A 16,925-nucleotide genomic window follows, 5' to 3' on the forward strand; every position below is an offset into this window, starting at 1 on the left:
GCTTTCATGTCGTTTCTACTCTTTTCCTATATACTTATCCATAAAGCGATCTACTCTTTGGAAATATTCAGTGGGGTAATGATTGATGGCATCGATGTGCTCCGTATTATGCGGGTACCATGCTTCTGCATTTGGGTCATCTTTTAATGACTCCCAAATTGCTTCTGAATTTTTATAACTAATTTGCTGATCTCCAGTTCCATGAATCAGCATAACTGGCTTGTCTTTCATCTTCTTTGCTGCATCCATAGGAGATACGGAATCAAGATCAACCTTTAAGACCCATTTACCCACCCATATCGATGTATAACTAAATGGAAAAGAAGGTAAACCTGAAAAGAAGGGCAAACCCTCTCTTAGAAATAGACCTGCATTACGAAAAGAACTATCTGCAACTACAGCTTTGATGTCAGCACTTTCACTTGTGGCTAGCAAAGAAGTAGCAGCACCCATTGAAAAGCCAATAACTCCAATGTTATCACCAGCATGGTCTCTGGATTTTATATAGCTTACAGCTCCAAGCAAATCATTTTTTTCATTGAGGCCAAGTGTAATCATATTACCATCGGAATTACCTTGCGAACTGAGGTCAAATGCCAATACATTATAGCCTTTCGGAACGAAATGCTCTACTAACTTTTTGGTCCGCCCTTTGACTAAACGATTGCTTGTATATCCATGGACGACAATAATCGTCTTATCACTTGCCTTATTGGAAAGACCATTTGCATGAAAGAAGGAACCTCTAATCGTATTATCATTTTTCAAGCTCTTGAACTCAACCTCTTCGTAGGGAGTTTTATCGATATTCAAGTCGTAGCTGACATTCGTGTCTCTAGGATGGTGCAGCAAGGTATCCATTACTTTATAGGATATAAAAAATACTAAACCCACCACAAGCAATAGCACGATCCCTAGGATCAAAAAAATTTTCCTCCGTTTTTTCGAACGAACGTTTAATGTCAAATTTGGTTGTAATGATGTTTCACTCATTCAGATTCCCTCGCTTTTTCTTTAGGTTGTGTGGGTGCGAACAAATATAAGGCATGCTCCTTCAAATTTCCCCACTCGGGGTGATGAATAATACTTTCTCCAAGAGTTAAGCCTATCCCATTTAAGAAAGAGATATAGGCACGAGAGATCATTGCTGGTGAAAAGTTTTTGTTGAATTCTCCCATTAACTGTCCCTTGGCATAGACGCATTCGATAGTATCTGTCATTACTTTTGTACTTTCAAGGACCTTCTGTGTAAGTTCAGGAAATCTTATCCGTTGTCCTAAGACATATTGAACAAGCCGCAATTCATTTGTATAGCAATAGATATGATTGAATTGTACTTCTACCATGTTCTTAATTAATACGCCCGGCGTCCCCTCTTGTTTTAGACAAGCAAGCGACTTCACCTGAATATCAGCAAGCGGCTCAAGGACAGCGGCGTAGAATAAGGCTTCTTTGCTTGGGAAATATTGAAAAATGGTTCCAGCAGTCACTCCCACACTCTGCGCAATGAGAGCCGTTGTGGTATTAGAATATCCATTTTCTGCGAACAGGACAACGGCTTCTTTTAGGATACAGCTACGCCGCTCCTGTCTTTTTTCTTCATTGATTGGTCTTGCCAAATTCATTCCCACTCTCTGCAATTAATTAATTGAACGTTCATTTAATTAATAGTATATCTCTAATTACTAATAATAGCAAGAGTGCATTCATCTACTCATGAGTAGGATGAAACTTCACAAATAAAAACAAGCCAGAGCGCTGCCCAACATGCGCTCCGACTTGTTTCTTATATTACTTTGTACGAGTACACGCTCCGACTTCTTTAAGTATTTCAACAGATTTCCCTAAGGTATCTTTGTGATAGACCTCCTTACTTCTAAGGTACTAGAAAGGTTGTCCTAATGGAAAAAATGTAAATCCAAAGTCGATATTAAAACCAATCGGTCAATCAAACAAACACATTCATCAAAAATTATGCCTTTGAGTCATGTTGCCCTTGCCCAAAAATCCGCAACAAAAGAGATGCCATAATCAAGGCATCTCTAAGTCGTATCATTCAGGCAATTTCTTAAGATGAGTTAAAATAAAATATTCTGAGCATAGTGCCCGTCTTGCTGTACTACTCTTTCCCACAAAATCCACATTAACAAAATTTTGGATTCCTGTTCGATGGTTCAGCACCATTTTGATCGGATACCACCGGATTGACTATGCGTACGACGGTAAAAAGAGTATCGAGCAGAACAAATCCCACATACAATCCGTGGTTTAGACATTTGAACCTGAAGTTTTATCAAATAACCAACATCAAGCAATGGAATGTCTTGCATGGAAAATTGTGTGTCTGATCAGACACGTCTTGTTAAAAAAAGAAAAATGGCAAGAAAAATAATAAAGCAATGGATGACCACAATAGAGGGTTAAAAAATCCGCCATAACCCCAAGCAGATGTTTGTGCCTTGTTATTTAATGCTTTTAGCTCTTTCTTTACTACATCAGGTTTTGTTGAAAGAACTGTGGCATTGGTATAACCCTGGTTGATAAATAATCCATGCTGTGAAATGTCGCTTAACGTTCCTGTAATCTGAGTGCCATCATGAAGAACTGCACATATTTGTTTTCCGATGTAGGGTCTGCATGATTCTGCACTTATTGGATAGATGGGTTGCATCTTGGTTTCCTCCTCTTATAAATCATATCAGCAAATTACAGCTTACATTTTAATATCGCTAAATAAAGGCCTGATTCATTGAATCACGTCAAATCCAAACCTCATCATTGACCTCATAAATTGTTTCTTCCGCTCTGAGGTCGCAGTTGATTTCATCTTCTAACACCTCCTACTATAACAAGTCTCTTCATTTTATGGAGGTGATCAGCATCATGACGTAGACAAGAATGTATAATTCAAAAATTGTACTCTCCTTCTTACAAACCTTATCAATACCCAATGGAAATAAGACAACTTATTGTCCCATTTTGTCATAAGCCACTTTAATTGACGGTGAAATCGGAACCGTCAATTAAATGGCTAATTGTTTTCGTCACCGACGCAGGGATGGCGGTTTGGGTTAGCATTCTGAGATGGTGGCATAAAGAAAACCTGCTGGTAAGAGCAGGTTCAACTTAATCATAGGGGTAGAGCCGACATATGAACGAAAACATACAATTCAACATTTATTGGAATGCAAATCCGGAGTTTCTTTACTCGAAAGTGCGTGTGTTTTGATTACGAAGTGAGCGCAGAGAATCTAAATCTCTCGAAGTCGGGGATCTCTACAGCTACTACAATCCCAGGCAGATCCAAAAGTTGGTGGGGCATTTCCTAGTAAACCCAATGCGCGACTTACTTCTCGGACTTCGCTGGCGCGCTCACAACCGATCTGCGCGCCGTCGAGACAATTCGGGGCAGCTCTCGAGGGCTCCGGCAAGCCGTTCGTAATCACCGCTCACTTCAACGGGGCGGCATCAGATAACGCCGCTCTCACGCTGCTTGAGCGCGGGGTGCAGATATCGATCGTGGAGCTTTATCCGTCCGTACATGCGAAGGCGACAAGGGCTTCGTGCCGAGACTGATCAACTTCGCCCGCACGAAGGGCATCTCTGCCTACATCGGTGACGGGTCCAACCGCTGGTCGGCCGTACATCGCCTCGATGCGGCGCGCCAGTTCCGCTTGGCGCTGGAAGTCGGCCCCGCGGGGTCACGGCTTGACGGGGTCGGCGACGAGGGTGTGCCATTCCGCGACATCGCCAGTCAGCATTTTACGCGAAGAGGCAGACGCCCACTTCGGCTTTCTCTGGTACCATTGCGGCGCTCGCCATCCCCACGACTTTTATCCATTTATTACTCGGGCACGATATCAACCTGTCACCTAATCCTTCATTTTTTAACAAACTACTATTTTTTAATCCCAAACGACATAAATGCTCCCGAAAATGATCTTTTAAATTCATCAACACGAACAAAGTGATTTTCCCAATTCAACTCAGCATTCGACGATGGATGATTGACAATAAATCCTTGTAATTCTCCATTTTCTTTTACTGCTCCTATAACAACAATCAAATGGCCGCCTGCCTGAATGACTTCACCTTTATTGTTAATTTTCCCGCCATTAAAACCAACACTGACTGACGTAATACAGGGTCTATCCTGTTCAATTTCTAATAGCACAGCATGTAAGCTGCTTTCTCTGAATGTCTGACCTAATATGTCATATTCTTTGGCAAGCTCAACTAATCCTTTATGAATCCATCCACGGTCGCAATATGCGCCCATTTCAAAACCTTTATAAACTAATTCTCCATATGCTTCACTAAGATGCACACCACGATATATTTGAAAACCATCTATTATCATTTTCAAACTTGCGATCCCACAACCACGCACTTGCCAATGTTCAGCATCTTGTTTGCTTTTGAAGCCTTGTAGATTTACATCATCAAAATCAATTTTCTGAGTGTAAAATGGAATGGGATAAGAAACTTTTATTATTTCTTGTTGCTCCTTCGTATCCACTGAACTGACGAAATATTTACTAATAATTTCATTTATTTCAATATCCCCCTTACAATCTTCTAATGCCCCTTCCAAAAATCCCTCAATTTCTTTTCTATACCTTAACATTATAATTGCCCTCCCTATACATAGTTGTTGGTTACGAGTTCCCCAGCCTGCAGGTTGCTTAAGAACTACTTAATTGATGGAGTTAGCGCTTCCAAGATCGACGTGAACTCATTGTGGAAATGCGTTGTTGACACTTTCCCCATACGTGCTTTGGTTGCTGTAGCTTACATTGCCGGAACCGTAGACATCAGCGTGACCACTTTTCGTTGTTGAATTCCCAGCAGCAAGGTTTGTTTCCGCCATAGAAATTTACACCATGCTTTTTTCACAAAATATGGTTTAACTAACATTGTAAAACAAAGTACAGAATACAAACAATGAAAAATATTATGCATATTGGAAGGAAAACTGCTCCGAAAAGCAATTTTCCTTTGTTCATATCTTTTCAACTATTAGTTTTACGGTCGTTGACCTTTTCTTGAGAACAACGATACCCGCGATACAAATTAGCAGCACACAGAATGAATAAGGAAACGACATACACTACATTCCACCTCGAAATTTTTCGTGTCGTGCGCTTGAGCTAACTGTATGATCCGCTGAAGAATGACGGAAGCTGCCGGATGGGTCGTTTCCTGAAACATCTGGAATGAGCGGTGACCGAGCAGTTGAAAGAAATCGACCGCTCTCGCCCCGCCTGATTCCTCCATATAATGATGAAATGTGGCTACGGGAATTCCTATGCCAAGCATGAGATAAGTCCATAAGATCACGTCTCCAGCAAAGGAAAGCTTCCGATCGTCTCATACATCGGCGAAGCATTCATATGGGTTCTCATGAGTATAAAGTTATCAGACTTCCACTCTATTCCTTTTGGAGCGGACTTAAGCGCTTCCGCCAGAAATTCATTTTCTCCTGCATAGCTTCGTGCAAGAGTCATATGCGCGGCATAAGGACGATCTTCCGCTACATATCCCAGAGCATGCGTCGCTTGGATAACCGATGTATGTAAGCTATTCAATGCAAGTAGATCTCCAGACACAGCCGCCCATAGAACGCGAGGCGCTTTTGGCGTACCGAAGAATCCAACTCCGTTTAACACTAACGAAATAGGCTTTGATTTAATATTCCTTAAAGCAATTTGTAATGCATCCATTTTCTCTATCGTAGTTTCGCCTAGAAACTGTATGGTGATATGGTAATCTTGTACATGGGTCCATTTACGAAAGGGGAGCCTCTCTCTATTCGCTTTTGTCCACTGTTCTAACTTCTCACCAACCTGCTCTGGCACAGGTATAGCAACGAATAACCTCATCGGTTGACCCATCGATTTCATCATTTACATCCCCTGACTTTTCCTCAAGATATTTACCTAGTATTTCCTCACCAATAGTCAGCTATTCGAATTTGAATTCTGTTTCACGTTCACGAAAAAACGTAAACATACGCCATACTTTTCAAAGTTGAGAATATTCCATCTATTGTCCCGGCCTCTTCTAACTCCAAGTACGAATTATACAAAAAATGAGACCTTTGACCTGAAGTTTCAGTCGATGAAACTTACAGAATCATTGGCTCCGTACTTTTGACTTCATCATGTAAGCAAGGCAGAAACAACCACCTCTATCTTCATATTGATGAACAAGAGTTTCTCTCAATAATTTTGGTATCTACGATCCAATTATTCGCAAACTCGCCCTCTAGGACAGACAGCTTGTGCATGAGCAGCTTAACTGACTGAACACCAAGCTCAGAAGACTGTAAATCCATTCCCGTCAAGGAAGGCGTCACTTGATTCATCATAGAAAGATCACCGCAGATGACGAATAGAGAGATATCCTCCGGTACACGGTAACCCAAATCCTTAAGCGCATTCATAGCACTGAAGGCTGTACGGTCATCATCTGAGATAATCGCTGTTACCTTTTCTTTGAGCTTACTTAGTGTATTATACGTTTCATCATAACCATATCTCAGATACTCCTCTGAATATATCAACGGTTTATAATGAATCATATGTGGTTGCACCTCGATCTGATGTTCCTCCATTGCGTGAATGAATGCCTCTGTTCTAACGGTAGAAACAGTCATCTGCTGCACTGCGTTAAGAAACATAATGTTGCGATGGCCCCTGCTAATCAAGTAGTTGCATATATCATGAATGATCTTTTCATTGTCGTTATTTACGGTAGAAGCGTCTTGAATGCCTTGATTCATAATTTTGCCAACCGTGACAAACGGAATTTGATTCTGATGCAGCAGTTGAATACGCCTATCTTCTTTTGTTGGGCCTAACACAATAGCACCGTCAATTGGGTAGCTGGCAAGGGATGGTGTCTTGACCTCCTCTACAGCAATCATGTCCAGCAGTACGCGATATCCATAATTTGAAGCCTCCAGAATAACTCCGTTGATAAATTGATTATGAAAAGCGCTGAAGAAGAAATTTACGTGTGGAATCGTAAGGCCGATGGCCATTGTTTTCTTCGTGACTAAACTCCTAGCAGTATGATTCGGCACGTAGTTCAATTCTCTGGAAACCCTCAACACTCTTTCCGTCACCTTTGGACTCGTAGCTCTTTTCTGGCTAAACACATTGGATACGGTTCCTTTTGAGACACCCGCAAGACGGGCGACATCATCGATTTTTGCCATTGTGCAGTAACATCCCCTCCAAGCATATTCAAGATAATTTTAAATTAAGAGCCTCCACCAAATCAACCAATTCCTGCGGATCACTTATTGTATAATTGGGAATTTCCAAATCATCCGCCGGTGCTTTCGGATATCTCTGGGTCCAGCTAAGAAAAACACTCGTAATTCCTAATTGGTTAGCCCCTCTCACATCCCGGCTCAGGTTGTTTCCTACCATAATGATCCGCGAATAATCCTTTTCGCTAAGATCCATTGCGCCAACTGCCGCCTTGAACATGCGGGGGCTGGGTTTTGAAGCTTTTACAGGCTCAGAATAGGTCAAGGATTCAAAGTAATCATACAGGCCATTCTGAGTCAGTAAGTTTTTAAAAGATTGCGCATCTCCGTCGGCTACAAGAGCCAACCTATATCCACGCTCGGCAAGTGTCTTCACCATGATGTCCGCTCCAGGAATCACTTTTCCGTGAATCACGATTCCTGCCTCATCGCGTATTTCGGTGCCCTCATCGATGATCGTATCGCCACAATCCAAAAAAATAATTAGCTTCTTTTCTTCTGACTTAACTTCCGCTTGCTGATTCATTCTCGACACCCCTCAGATTTAATTCCTCTGCATAATGACATGCTGTGAAGTGATTATTGCCTACTTCGCGGAGCTCTGGAACTTCCTGGACGCACTTATCTGTTCTGTAGGCGCATCTTGGATGAAAGTGGCAGCCGCTTGGCGGATTGGCCGGATTAGGAACCTCGCCCTCTAAAATGATCCTATTCTTCTTCAGCTCCGGATCAGGCTGAGGGACTGCAGACATAAGTGCCTCTGTATAGGGATGCTTAGGTTGACTGAACAACGAATCCGTTGTTGCCAGCTCAACAATTTTTCCCAAATGCATAACAGCAACTCTATCTGATATGTTTTGTACAATGGAAAGATCATGAGAAATAAAAATATACGTAATCTGGAACTGCTCTTGCAAGTCTTTCAACAAATTAATAATTTGGGCTTGAATGGATACGTCCAAGGCGGATACCGCTTCATCGCAGACGATCAGCCTAGGTTGTGTAATAAGAGCTCTCGCGATCGCGATACGCTGTCTTTGCCCACCAGAGAAGGCATGCGGATATCGTTTCAGATAGCCGACATTTAAACCTGTCTTTTCTGCTATTTCCATAACCTTCTCTTCTATTTCTGATTTCTTCAGCTTGAAATTGGCCGTTAACGGTTCAGAAATAATGTCGAATACGCTCATTCGCGGGCTCAGAGAGGAATAGGGATCCTGGAAAATCATCTGAATATCTTTTCTGAATTCTTTGGATTTCTTGCCCTTTAGCTTGAGGAAATCAATGCTTTGCCCGTCTTCGGTATGATAAATCACATCACCAGAGGATGCTTTCATCCCTCTTACGATACAGCGACCGAGCGTCGTCTTCCCACAGCCCGATTCTCCTACGATGCTTAACGTTTCACCTTCCATCAGCTCAAAGGAAATATTGTTCAGCACACGTACAGGAGCAGGTTTGCGAAAGAGAGAAGTCTTGGATTTCACTTGAAAATCTTTGTTCATATTCACAACATCGAGAATGGGCTTGGTCATTGTGCTTCTCCTTCACGCTGATCCGAATACAGAAAACATTTTACCATATGCTGATCTGAAATCCGAGTGTTGGGTACAGCCTTTTTATTGCATACACCTTCAATTCGATCTTTACAACGATCATAGAATCCACACATGGGAGGCATATTGATCGGCATCGGGACCGATCCCTCAATCGAATCGAGCCGCTTGCTCTTATCTCCTCCAAGTCTTGGCATTGATTTCAGCAAGCCCTTCGTATAAGGGTGCTTTGGGTTGTAAAAAATTTCTTTGACAGGCGCCTGTTCAACAATTTTGCCCAAATACATGACCGCTACCTCGTCGCACATTTGCGCGATGATCCCAAGATCATGCGTGACAAGCAGTATTGCCATCCCGAACTCCGATTGAAGTTCTCGCATTAATTCCAGCACCTGGGCTTGAATCGTTACATCGAGCGCTGTTGTTGGCTCATCAGCAATTAATAGTTCCGGGTTGCAAGATAGCGCCATTGATATCATGGCCCGCTGCCGCATACCTCCGGAAAATTCATGCGGATATTGCTCAAATCGTTTCTCCTGATCAGATATTCCTACTTTAGCCAGCATCTCAAGCGCAATTTTTTTGGCTTCTTTTTTGTTTTTGGTGCGATGAATTTGGATCGCTTCCATAATTTGATTTCCGATTGTATACATGGGTGAGAACGCTGTCATCGGCTCTTGAAAGATCATCGCAATTTTCCGACCACGAATGGAACGGATCTGTTTGCTCGTCGGACTCAAAGACAATAAATTTAAATGTTGAAGCGACTCTTCGGATTGGGAGTGATACACAATGCTTCCTGTCGTTTCGCATTCTTTGGGATTAATACTAATAATCGCTCTGCTGGTTAGACTTTTCCCACAACCGGACTCCCCTACAAGTCCTAATGTTCTTCCTTTATGGATTTCAAAATCGACCCCATCCACCGCATTCATTTCCCCATTATCCATCTGAATCCGAATTTTAAGGTTTTGAACGGACAGTAAGGGTTGCTCTGTCTGAGCCGCTTGAGTCGTCATGCTATCCCCTCGCTTGCCTCTTATTTTAGTCGGTTATTTCTTGTATGGATCTGCGGCATCACGTAATCCATCACCCAGGAAGTTATAGGCCAATACCGTAAGGATGACAATCCCCAACGGGAAAAGCTTCCATGGGTACAAGGCGACATTTTCAATTTTCTGAGCTTCTTGAAGTAATACACCCCAGCTGGTAGCAGGCGAGCGTATTCCCAGACCAAGGAAGCTCATTGCTGTTTCGCCAAGTATCATACCAGGAATCGCCAAAGTCGTAGCCACGACCAAGTAACTAATAAATCCGTGCAAAAGGTGTCTAACAATGATTTTCGTATTGCCAACGCCCGCAATCTTTGCAGCAATGACATAGTCCTCATTTTTTAGCGAAATGAACTTGCCTCGTACCACTCTTGCCAAATCGGTCCATCCGATGAAGGCAAATATAATGACGATGTACAAATACATGGTCACCACAGGTATTCGTGGCGGAATGGCAGCGGATAAGGCCATCCACAATGGAAGAGTAGGAAACGAACGGATAATTTCAATGATCCGCTGAATGAGCGAATCTAGCCAGCCTCCAAAATAGCCAGAGATGCCTCCGATTATCAAACCAAGCACGAAGCTGATTCCCACACCAACAAGCGGGATGCTTAGCGATATTTGACTGCCTAGAAAAATACGGGAAAACATATCCCTTCCCATTCCATCCGTACCTAGCAGGAATACACGTCCGGGCTCTTCCACACCGATTAAATGCGTGGACGTTGGAATCAAACCGAGAAACTTATACTTCTCTCCTTGGACAAAAAGCTGAAGCGGATAGCGCTTTTCCGTATTCGGCACGAATATTTTACGCATCGTTTTCGGGTCACGTTCAGACTTAAGGTCATATACAAACGGTTTGATATGAAACTTGCCCTCCGCGTCTATGAATCTTATACCCATGGGAGATACATTTACATATTTGCTGTCATAGCTCTGCAACCCGTAGGGTGCTATAAACTGGGCAAATAGTGCGACAGCGTACAAGATAGCCAGAGCGAACAAACTTACGCGCGCCAACTTGTGCTTCTTGAATCTGAGATATATGAGCCGCCACTGCGAGCTGTAATTGGCATCTTTGATTTTGGTCGGATGTAAAGATTGTACTTTTTGTCTTCGGAATACAGGAATTGTTCTCATCGGTTAGTTTCCCCTGAACTCTGTGCGAATTTTTGGATCCAGCCATGCGAGTAGAATGTCAGAGATTAATGTCCCCACGACCGTTAACAAAGCCATAAACAATAGCCAGGAACCTGCAAGATACATGTCTTGCCCTAATAGGGCGTTGTACATCACTGGCCCCTGAATGGGCAAATTCAATACGATGGCTGTAATGGTTGCACCTGTAAAAATAGAGGATAGCGACCATCCGAAAGTACTAACGATAGGATTTAATGCCGCTCGTGTCGGATATTTGAGCAATATTTTTATTTCAGATAAGCCCTTCGCTCTTGCTGTTACGACGTTCGGTTTATTCAACTCATCCAGCATCTGGCCTCGCATGACACGAATCAGATCCGCCGTACTCGAAAGCCCGATAACGATGACGGGGATGACCATATGCTTCATAAGATCCATCACCTTGTCCATGGACCATGGGGCATTGACGTATTCACCTGAGAACAAACCCAGCAACGGATCGCCAAACCAGGTATATGAAAGAAACATAAGTATGATGGCAAGCAGGAAGTTAGGCGTTGCCATACCGATAAAACTGAGTCCAGAGAAGATATAGTCTCCTGCACTATACTGCTTTACGGCTGTATAAATGCCAATTGGAATAGCCACAGCATACTGAAAAAGCATCGTAACCAGCGAAACGACTAAGGTCAAGCCCATGTACTGCTGAATGACGGCTGTCACCGGTTTATTATAGTTAAACGAAAATCCAAAATCACCGTGCAGCACGATTTTTTTCATCCAGACAAAATATTGCTCGTATACCGGGCGATTCAATCCTAAATTTGCCCTCATCTCATCCATTTCAGCTGTTGTCATCACATCGCCTGCTGCCGACATCTTGGCCGAGTAACTGGAAACATAATCACCTGGTGGCAGCTGAATGATATAGAAGACAATAAAGGAAATAAAGATAACGACAGGAATGACCAATAGGATCCGTTTTAAAATGTATTGCAGCATCTCATATCCTATCCTCTCCATCACATTTTGAAGCTTGAAAAGGAAACAATAGCAGGGAAGTTATGCTCCCCGCTATTGTTACCACGACCACCAGGTGTTATTTCTTGATAAAGAATTGCGCTGGGTGACCTTGACCTAATGACCGGTATTCATCAGCCCACACCGCATTCGTTGGAATGTTGTGAATACTGTTTGATGCTGCAACCAGCATCGGTGTTGGACCTGCGTATCCGATTACCCATTGGTTTTTCTGATGCAACTTAACGATTTCATAGCTGAGTTTATTGATTTCATCGACACTTTTGCTTGCTTTGATTTTATCCCAGATTTCAAGAATCTTAGCTACATCACCCTCAGGTTTAACTCCTTCTTTGCCTCCAGATGAGCTATACAGGCCGTAGTGACCAAACCATGGCGTAATTACACGCAGCGGCACAAGCGTATCAGGTCGGAATGCCACATTAGCAACCGAGATATTCTCTGTCGTCATTGGAATCTTATTGGCATATTTCATATCAAAGTGGGTGCCTCCGTCAACAACTTTAATGTTGGTCTTCAGTCCCATATCTTCATAGTATTTCTTAAGCAGTTCCAGGAAAGCGGCAGAATCCGTACTCGATTCAATGATAGTCAGCGTCACATCCGAGCCATCCGCGTATTTTCGGAAGTTATTCTTATCACGTGCCGTCAGTCCAATCTCATCCAATATCTGATTTGCACGTTTCGGATTGAACTCGGCCCATTGCTTAGCCCATCCTTCTTGATATCCGATAACTCCTTTAGGAACAGAAGCCTGTATGGGCTCAGCTAATCCATTAGAGACAATTTCTGAAATTTCTACACGGTTAACTCCAATAGATAGCGCTTCTCTAAAGCGGATGTCCTGGAACAATTTGCGCAGATTCGGATCTTCCGTCGTCTGATTTAACTGAATGCCTGAGCTTGACCATGCTGGCTGTGTCCAAGGGATTACGCGGTAATCGCCTTTTTTCTCATTTTCCTTCAAGACAGTGAAATCTTTAGAATCAAATACAACGAGGTTGTAATCTCCGGATAATTTACCTAGCAGTTTCTGGCTAGGATCCTGAATTTTCGTAGCCACGATACGGTCGATATAAGGAAGCTGTTTGCCTTTTGTGTCCGTTTTCCAGAAATAAGGGTTGCGTTCCATAATGAACTGATCGCTATTCGGATCTGTTTTAGGAACCCACGCTCTAAGTGTCGGAATCTCCTTATGGAGCCAATCATAGTAGCCTGTTTCTACCAAAAAGACCTTTGGGTCCTCATAGCCCCATTTCTTCGTGATCTCCAGCGTTTTGGCATCGCCTACAAATTCGGGAAGAATCGTTTTATGGAAATGTGCGGGTGCAAAGAACCATTTGTTGTCGATTGCGACTCGCTCAAGGAACTGCACGCTAGGATACTTATGTGTAACTGTGAAGGTGTAATTATCGATCTTCTTCACTTCTGCTAATGCTTTATTGCCTGTAACGGGATCAACCGAATAATATGCGTCATACGTCTTTTTGCCGAAAGTTCCCTTTGTAAGCATATGTTCCCAGTAAAAAAGAACATCGTCCGCTGTTAAAGGCACCCCGTCAGACCACTTCATGCCTTCACGCAAATGGATTGTGAATACGGTAGAATCGGCATTTACTTCGAATCCTTTGGCCACATTGGGCTCTACCTTATTGCCCTCTTTGTTAAAACGAAACAGCGCTTCCTCTGTTGGTTGTCCGACACCCCATTTATCGCTAGGACCCATCCACGGCATTTTCCAATCACCGCCGTATTGGCCAATTTCGTCGACAACCTCTTCAATTTTGATATCAGCGGGAATTGGCATACGTTCAGCTAATGCCGGGAGTGAGCCTGCGCTAACAAGCGATGCGAGCATTGGAGCTTCTTTCGCGCCTTTGTCTGCATCTGTTACTTTATTGGGTGCCGAATTACTGTCACAACCAGCAACAGTGATAGCGATAATCACGGATAAAATTAAGAAAACCTTGCTTCTTTTCAAGTTAACCCCTCCATAATTGAATTTTGGCTATCAAATTATCTGTTGGTACACAAAAAAAATGTTCCACCTCCTCACCATCATTAAACCGGTTTAATTTTACTTTTGACTGTTTTATTGCTTTTGTAGGATAACGCTCACGTTTTATTAAACCGGTTTAATAAATATCAAAAAAAATTGTAAAACTGTTTTGCAAACGCATTATTTGTATATTACATCGGTTCTTGACTGTGTGCAAGAACATTTTACATAAGGTGGAAAATAAAGATCAACCATGAGTCTACCCACTCAACGGGTATCCTTTCTATTCGCTAAGGTCTTCCCGACATGGATTGATTCTCAATTTTAAACCGGTTTACTTATATCCAAATATATTTATAATAATGGATAAAGCGCTTAGCCTAATCGACATAAATCAAAATCGATTATGAATTACTTAACTATTTTTGGGAGGATTTAATTATGCATCTGTTCGAAAGTCATCCACATCAAGAGGCCGTGCTGCGCTTTTCCCCGCTGCTGTACATGGATCGCTTTGAGCCCTTTACGCCCATTCGCGTTGGAGTTACTGTTTTTGAAACGTCAGCCCATTCGTCATCATTTGACAGAAACATTCGATTCAATCCCGATAAGATTCGAATGGTAATCGAATACGCCATTTATTGGGACTATGACATCCAGCATATTTATGACTTGGAGCATGTATGGGTTTATGTTGACCACGAAGGATGCATTGCATCCTGTGAAGTCAGCTTCCATGGTCGATACTTGCTTGGTCTGCTGCGTGATCACAGTAACCTATCTGAGGATCATCGCGTTAAGCTGTTCGTTCAGCCTGGCAAGCATGCCATGTCGCCATTAGAAGATATCTTTCATTTACTTCCCAATGTGGAATCCTGTTGTCAGGCCGAAACGGGTATTGAAGGCGTACTGGAACCATCCATGTTCAGCGGAGAGTTTAAAGCAGGAGAAGACATTGACCGAATAGCCGAGGAGCATCTAAGGACCTTTAGCTTTCAGCCAAGCTTCGATTATGTCCCACATACATGGGCGCCTGACACCTTTGTCTCTTGGGGCGAACTGCGTAAAGAAATTCCCGTTCGCTTGAAATCGCTTCTTGCCACATTAACTTAATTAAACTCATTTTCTATATCAGGGGAGAGTAGAGAATTGAAATTCCATTAGAGGGCATAAGCCCTCTTCTCTAAACTTTCAGTTCCTCCTGCATCAAACCGGACATCAGGTTTTCCCCCACCCGGCTTTCCGACAGCCTACAGATGATCGCGCCTTGAGGGCTTCTGGTTTCGGTTTTGTAGACGGTACTTATAACGTTATTCTAGTGATAAATTGTTTGATGAAGATTAACTGTATATGGAGTTATGGTAAATTGTTCTAAGAAACGTTCTGGCAGCACACAAGTCATGTATCGAGTCATTGAATGACATAAAAAAACTCCAACAGCATCTGCACTGTTGAAGTTTATTTCAGATTTGCACAAGGCCTTTTTACAAGGCCTCTATACTTTCAGCCTATTATATCCTCTGTCTCCATACGGCTGCAATTCATCCAGCCACAGCTTTTCCATCTGCTTAAGTTCCCACTTGATGTCTGTCACGTCACCCGTTTCTTTCTCCTCCAGCACCTCAAAGGTGAAAGTCTCAGCCCCAAATTCCTTCCAGTCTTTTTGCAATTGGGAATTGGCGAACCTCCCACTGTCCAATTGCATTTGGATCGTCATCCATTTGTTTTTTAGGTTGGGATAACTATCTATATATTTTTTGCCGTTAATCTTATTGATGATTTGGATGACACCCATATAGGTCTTAATTTGCTTAAATTCTTCCTGCAGCTCCTTGCGCTTGCTCTTGTCCATTGCTGTCTCTCCTTTCAGCTTCTAAAAATTTCCATCTATCATACATACCGTGCGATAATTCGAACCAACTTTGCAGGCAACTCTGTTAGATTGGTAATATCCAAAAATCTCTCGTTCCCATAGATATGGTTAATCACATCCTTGTCCTGGCCGATTGCGGCTGCTAGAAATGTAATTCCTTTCCGTTCATATTCGGCTATGGTCTGCTGCATATCTTGGATTGCATAACTTCCGGTATAATCGTCCATGGCTTTCGGCTGTCCATCGCTAATGCTAATGAGCAGCTTAGTTTGTTGGCTTGAAGCAGCTAACCGATCTGCCATAATGCGAAGCGCCATGCCATCCCGATTATTGCTTCTGGCACGAATCCCCATTAGTCTGAACCGATCATTGGCATCCACTTTATCACAATCCGCATAGGCATAAATCGACATTTGTTCCAATCTAGAGACATCCGCAGTATCACCGTAGATTAAAATGGGAATATTACAAATTTGACAAAACTCATATACCGCTAGTATAGCACGTTTGGCTGCTTCTAATCGCCCAAAAGCTGCCATAGATGCAGATTCATCTATTCTTAATCCGACCACAAGTGAGGGCGATTCCGTTGGCGGACGTTTCTTGGCAAAATACCTGAAATCCCGATAAGCAACACTGTCCGCTTGAAATTTACTGCCATAATAATGATTCCTAGCGAATTCAGAAGAAGTTTCATGTTCCAAAAGTGGGAGTGTCTTTTTGGCGATTTCTCGCACGATAGGCATAAGCTCATTGCTTAGGCTCGCATATTCCTGCTCATTTTCCAGTACGTATTCTGGACGGTGAACAATGAGCTTAACGCCCTTATGAATGGAATTGGACACAATCTCCCGTGCGTCTCGATTCAATTTTTTACGGAAATCTCGATCTTTTTGTTCCGCATCCTTGGACATGGTATCAGGGTTTGCCTGATGATATTGAGGAGTGCCTTCCTCACCCATATCTGAACTTTCCATAT

General features: G+C 42.7%; 17 protein-coding genes. 1 reads left to right on the forward strand and 16 read right to left on the reverse strand.

Translation table 11 applies throughout. The features are described 5' to 3' along the window. Positions 1-15 precede the first annotated feature (15 nt). The 14 genes from FU659_RS05180 to FU659_RS05245 form a co-directional block, all read right to left on the reverse strand. A complete protein-coding gene (locus FU659_RS05180; RefSeq protein WP_147946577.1) occupies positions 16-993 on the reverse strand; it encodes an alpha/beta hydrolase in 978 nt (325 codons plus the stop codon). Beyond that, the gene (locus FU659_RS05185; RefSeq protein ID WP_261807636.1) at positions 990-1,625 is read right to left on the reverse strand and encodes a TetR/AcrR family transcriptional regulator; all 636 of its coding nucleotides are present in this window, start codon (positions 1,623-1,625) and stop codon (positions 990-992) included. The genes FU659_RS05180 and FU659_RS05185 overlap by 4 nt, the downstream gene beginning before the upstream one ends. A gap of 737 nt (positions 1,626-2,362) precedes the next feature. Next, positions 2,363-2,671 (reverse strand): hypothetical protein, encoded by a 309-nt coding sequence (locus tag FU659_RS05190; RefSeq protein WP_147946579.1) that lies wholly within the window; start codon positions 2,669-2,671, stop codon positions 2,363-2,365. A 1,227-nt stretch (positions 2,672-3,898) separates the two neighbouring features. After that, positions 3,899-4,627: a C39 family peptidase gene (locus tag FU659_RS05200; protein ID WP_147946580.1), complete on the reverse strand. Its 729-nt coding sequence runs from the start codon at positions 4,625-4,627 to the stop codon at positions 3,899-3,901. 108 nt (positions 4,628-4,735) lie between these two features. Continuing rightward, positions 4,736-4,870, reverse strand: a complete 135-nt coding sequence (locus FU659_RS36860) for a hypothetical protein (RefSeq protein ID WP_261807627.1) — start codon at positions 4,868-4,870, stop codon at positions 4,736-4,738. Between the two features lie 203 nt (positions 4,871-5,073). Further along, positions 5,074-5,340 (reverse strand): hypothetical protein, encoded by a 267-nt coding sequence (locus FU659_RS05205; protein WP_147946581.1) that lies wholly within the window; start codon positions 5,338-5,340, stop codon positions 5,074-5,076. Continuing rightward, positions 5,337-5,906, reverse strand: a complete 570-nt coding sequence (thpR, locus tag FU659_RS05210) for an RNA 2',3'-cyclic phosphodiesterase (RefSeq protein WP_147946582.1) — start codon at positions 5,904-5,906, stop codon at positions 5,337-5,339. Before thpR ends, FU659_RS05205 begins: the two co-directional genes overlap by 4 nt. A 290-nt stretch (positions 5,907-6,196) precedes the next feature. Further along, on the reverse strand, positions 6,197-7,222 hold the full coding sequence (locus FU659_RS05215; RefSeq protein WP_147946583.1) for a LacI family DNA-binding transcriptional regulator: 1,026 nt from the start codon (positions 7,220-7,222) through the stop codon (positions 6,197-6,199). Positions 7,223-7,250: 28 nt separating this feature from the next. After that, on the reverse strand, positions 7,251-7,805 hold the full coding sequence (locus tag FU659_RS05220) for an HAD family hydrolase (protein WP_147946584.1): 555 nt from the start codon (positions 7,803-7,805) through the stop codon (positions 7,251-7,253). Then, complete coding sequence (locus FU659_RS05225) at positions 7,783-8,814, reverse strand: ABC transporter ATP-binding protein (RefSeq protein ID WP_147946585.1); 1,032 nt, start codon at positions 8,812-8,814, stop codon at positions 7,783-7,785. The genes FU659_RS05220 and FU659_RS05225 overlap by 23 nt, the downstream gene beginning before the upstream one ends. Next, entirely contained in the window at positions 8,811-9,854 is a 1,044-nt protein-coding gene (locus FU659_RS05230) for an ABC transporter ATP-binding protein (protein ID WP_147946586.1), read from the reverse strand. Before FU659_RS05230 ends, FU659_RS05225 begins: the two co-directional genes overlap by 4 nt. 33 nt (positions 9,855-9,887) lie before the next feature. Beyond that, a complete protein-coding gene (locus FU659_RS05235; protein WP_147946587.1) occupies positions 9,888-11,033 on the reverse strand; it encodes an ABC transporter permease in 1,146 nt (381 codons plus the stop codon). Between the two features lie 3 nt (positions 11,034-11,036). After that, positions 11,037-12,035, reverse strand: coding sequence for an ABC transporter permease (locus tag FU659_RS05240; RefSeq protein WP_147946588.1), 999 nt, complete (start codon positions 12,033-12,035; stop codon positions 11,037-11,039). A gap of 97 nt (positions 12,036-12,132) precedes the next feature. Beyond that, positions 12,133-14,055 (reverse strand): ABC transporter substrate-binding protein, encoded by a 1,923-nt coding sequence (locus FU659_RS05245; RefSeq protein WP_147946589.1) that lies wholly within the window; start codon positions 14,053-14,055, stop codon positions 12,133-12,135. Between the two features lie 459 nt (positions 14,056-14,514). Between FU659_RS05245 and FU659_RS05250 the strand changes: the two genes are divergently transcribed. After that, on the forward strand, positions 14,515-15,186 hold the full coding sequence (locus FU659_RS05250; protein ID WP_147946590.1) for a hypothetical protein: 672 nt from the start codon (positions 14,515-14,517) through the stop codon (positions 15,184-15,186). Between the two features lie 382 nt (positions 15,187-15,568). Here the strand turns inward: FU659_RS05250 and FU659_RS05255 are convergent, their stop codons facing one another. After that, complete coding sequence (locus FU659_RS05255; protein WP_147946591.1) at positions 15,569-15,925, reverse strand: GIY-YIG nuclease family protein; 357 nt, start codon at positions 15,923-15,925, stop codon at positions 15,569-15,571. Positions 15,926-15,963: 38 nt separating this feature from the next. Beyond that, positions 15,964-16,923 (reverse strand): vWA domain-containing protein, encoded by a 960-nt coding sequence (locus FU659_RS05260; protein WP_147946638.1) that lies wholly within the window; start codon positions 16,921-16,923, stop codon positions 15,964-15,966. Positions 16,924-16,925: the final 2 nt, after the last annotated feature.

It is taken from the genome of Paenibacillus sp. N3.4 (assembly GCF_008017805.1).
Classification (GTDB): Bacteria; Bacillota; Bacilli; order Paenibacillales; family NBRC-103111; genus Paenibacillus_E.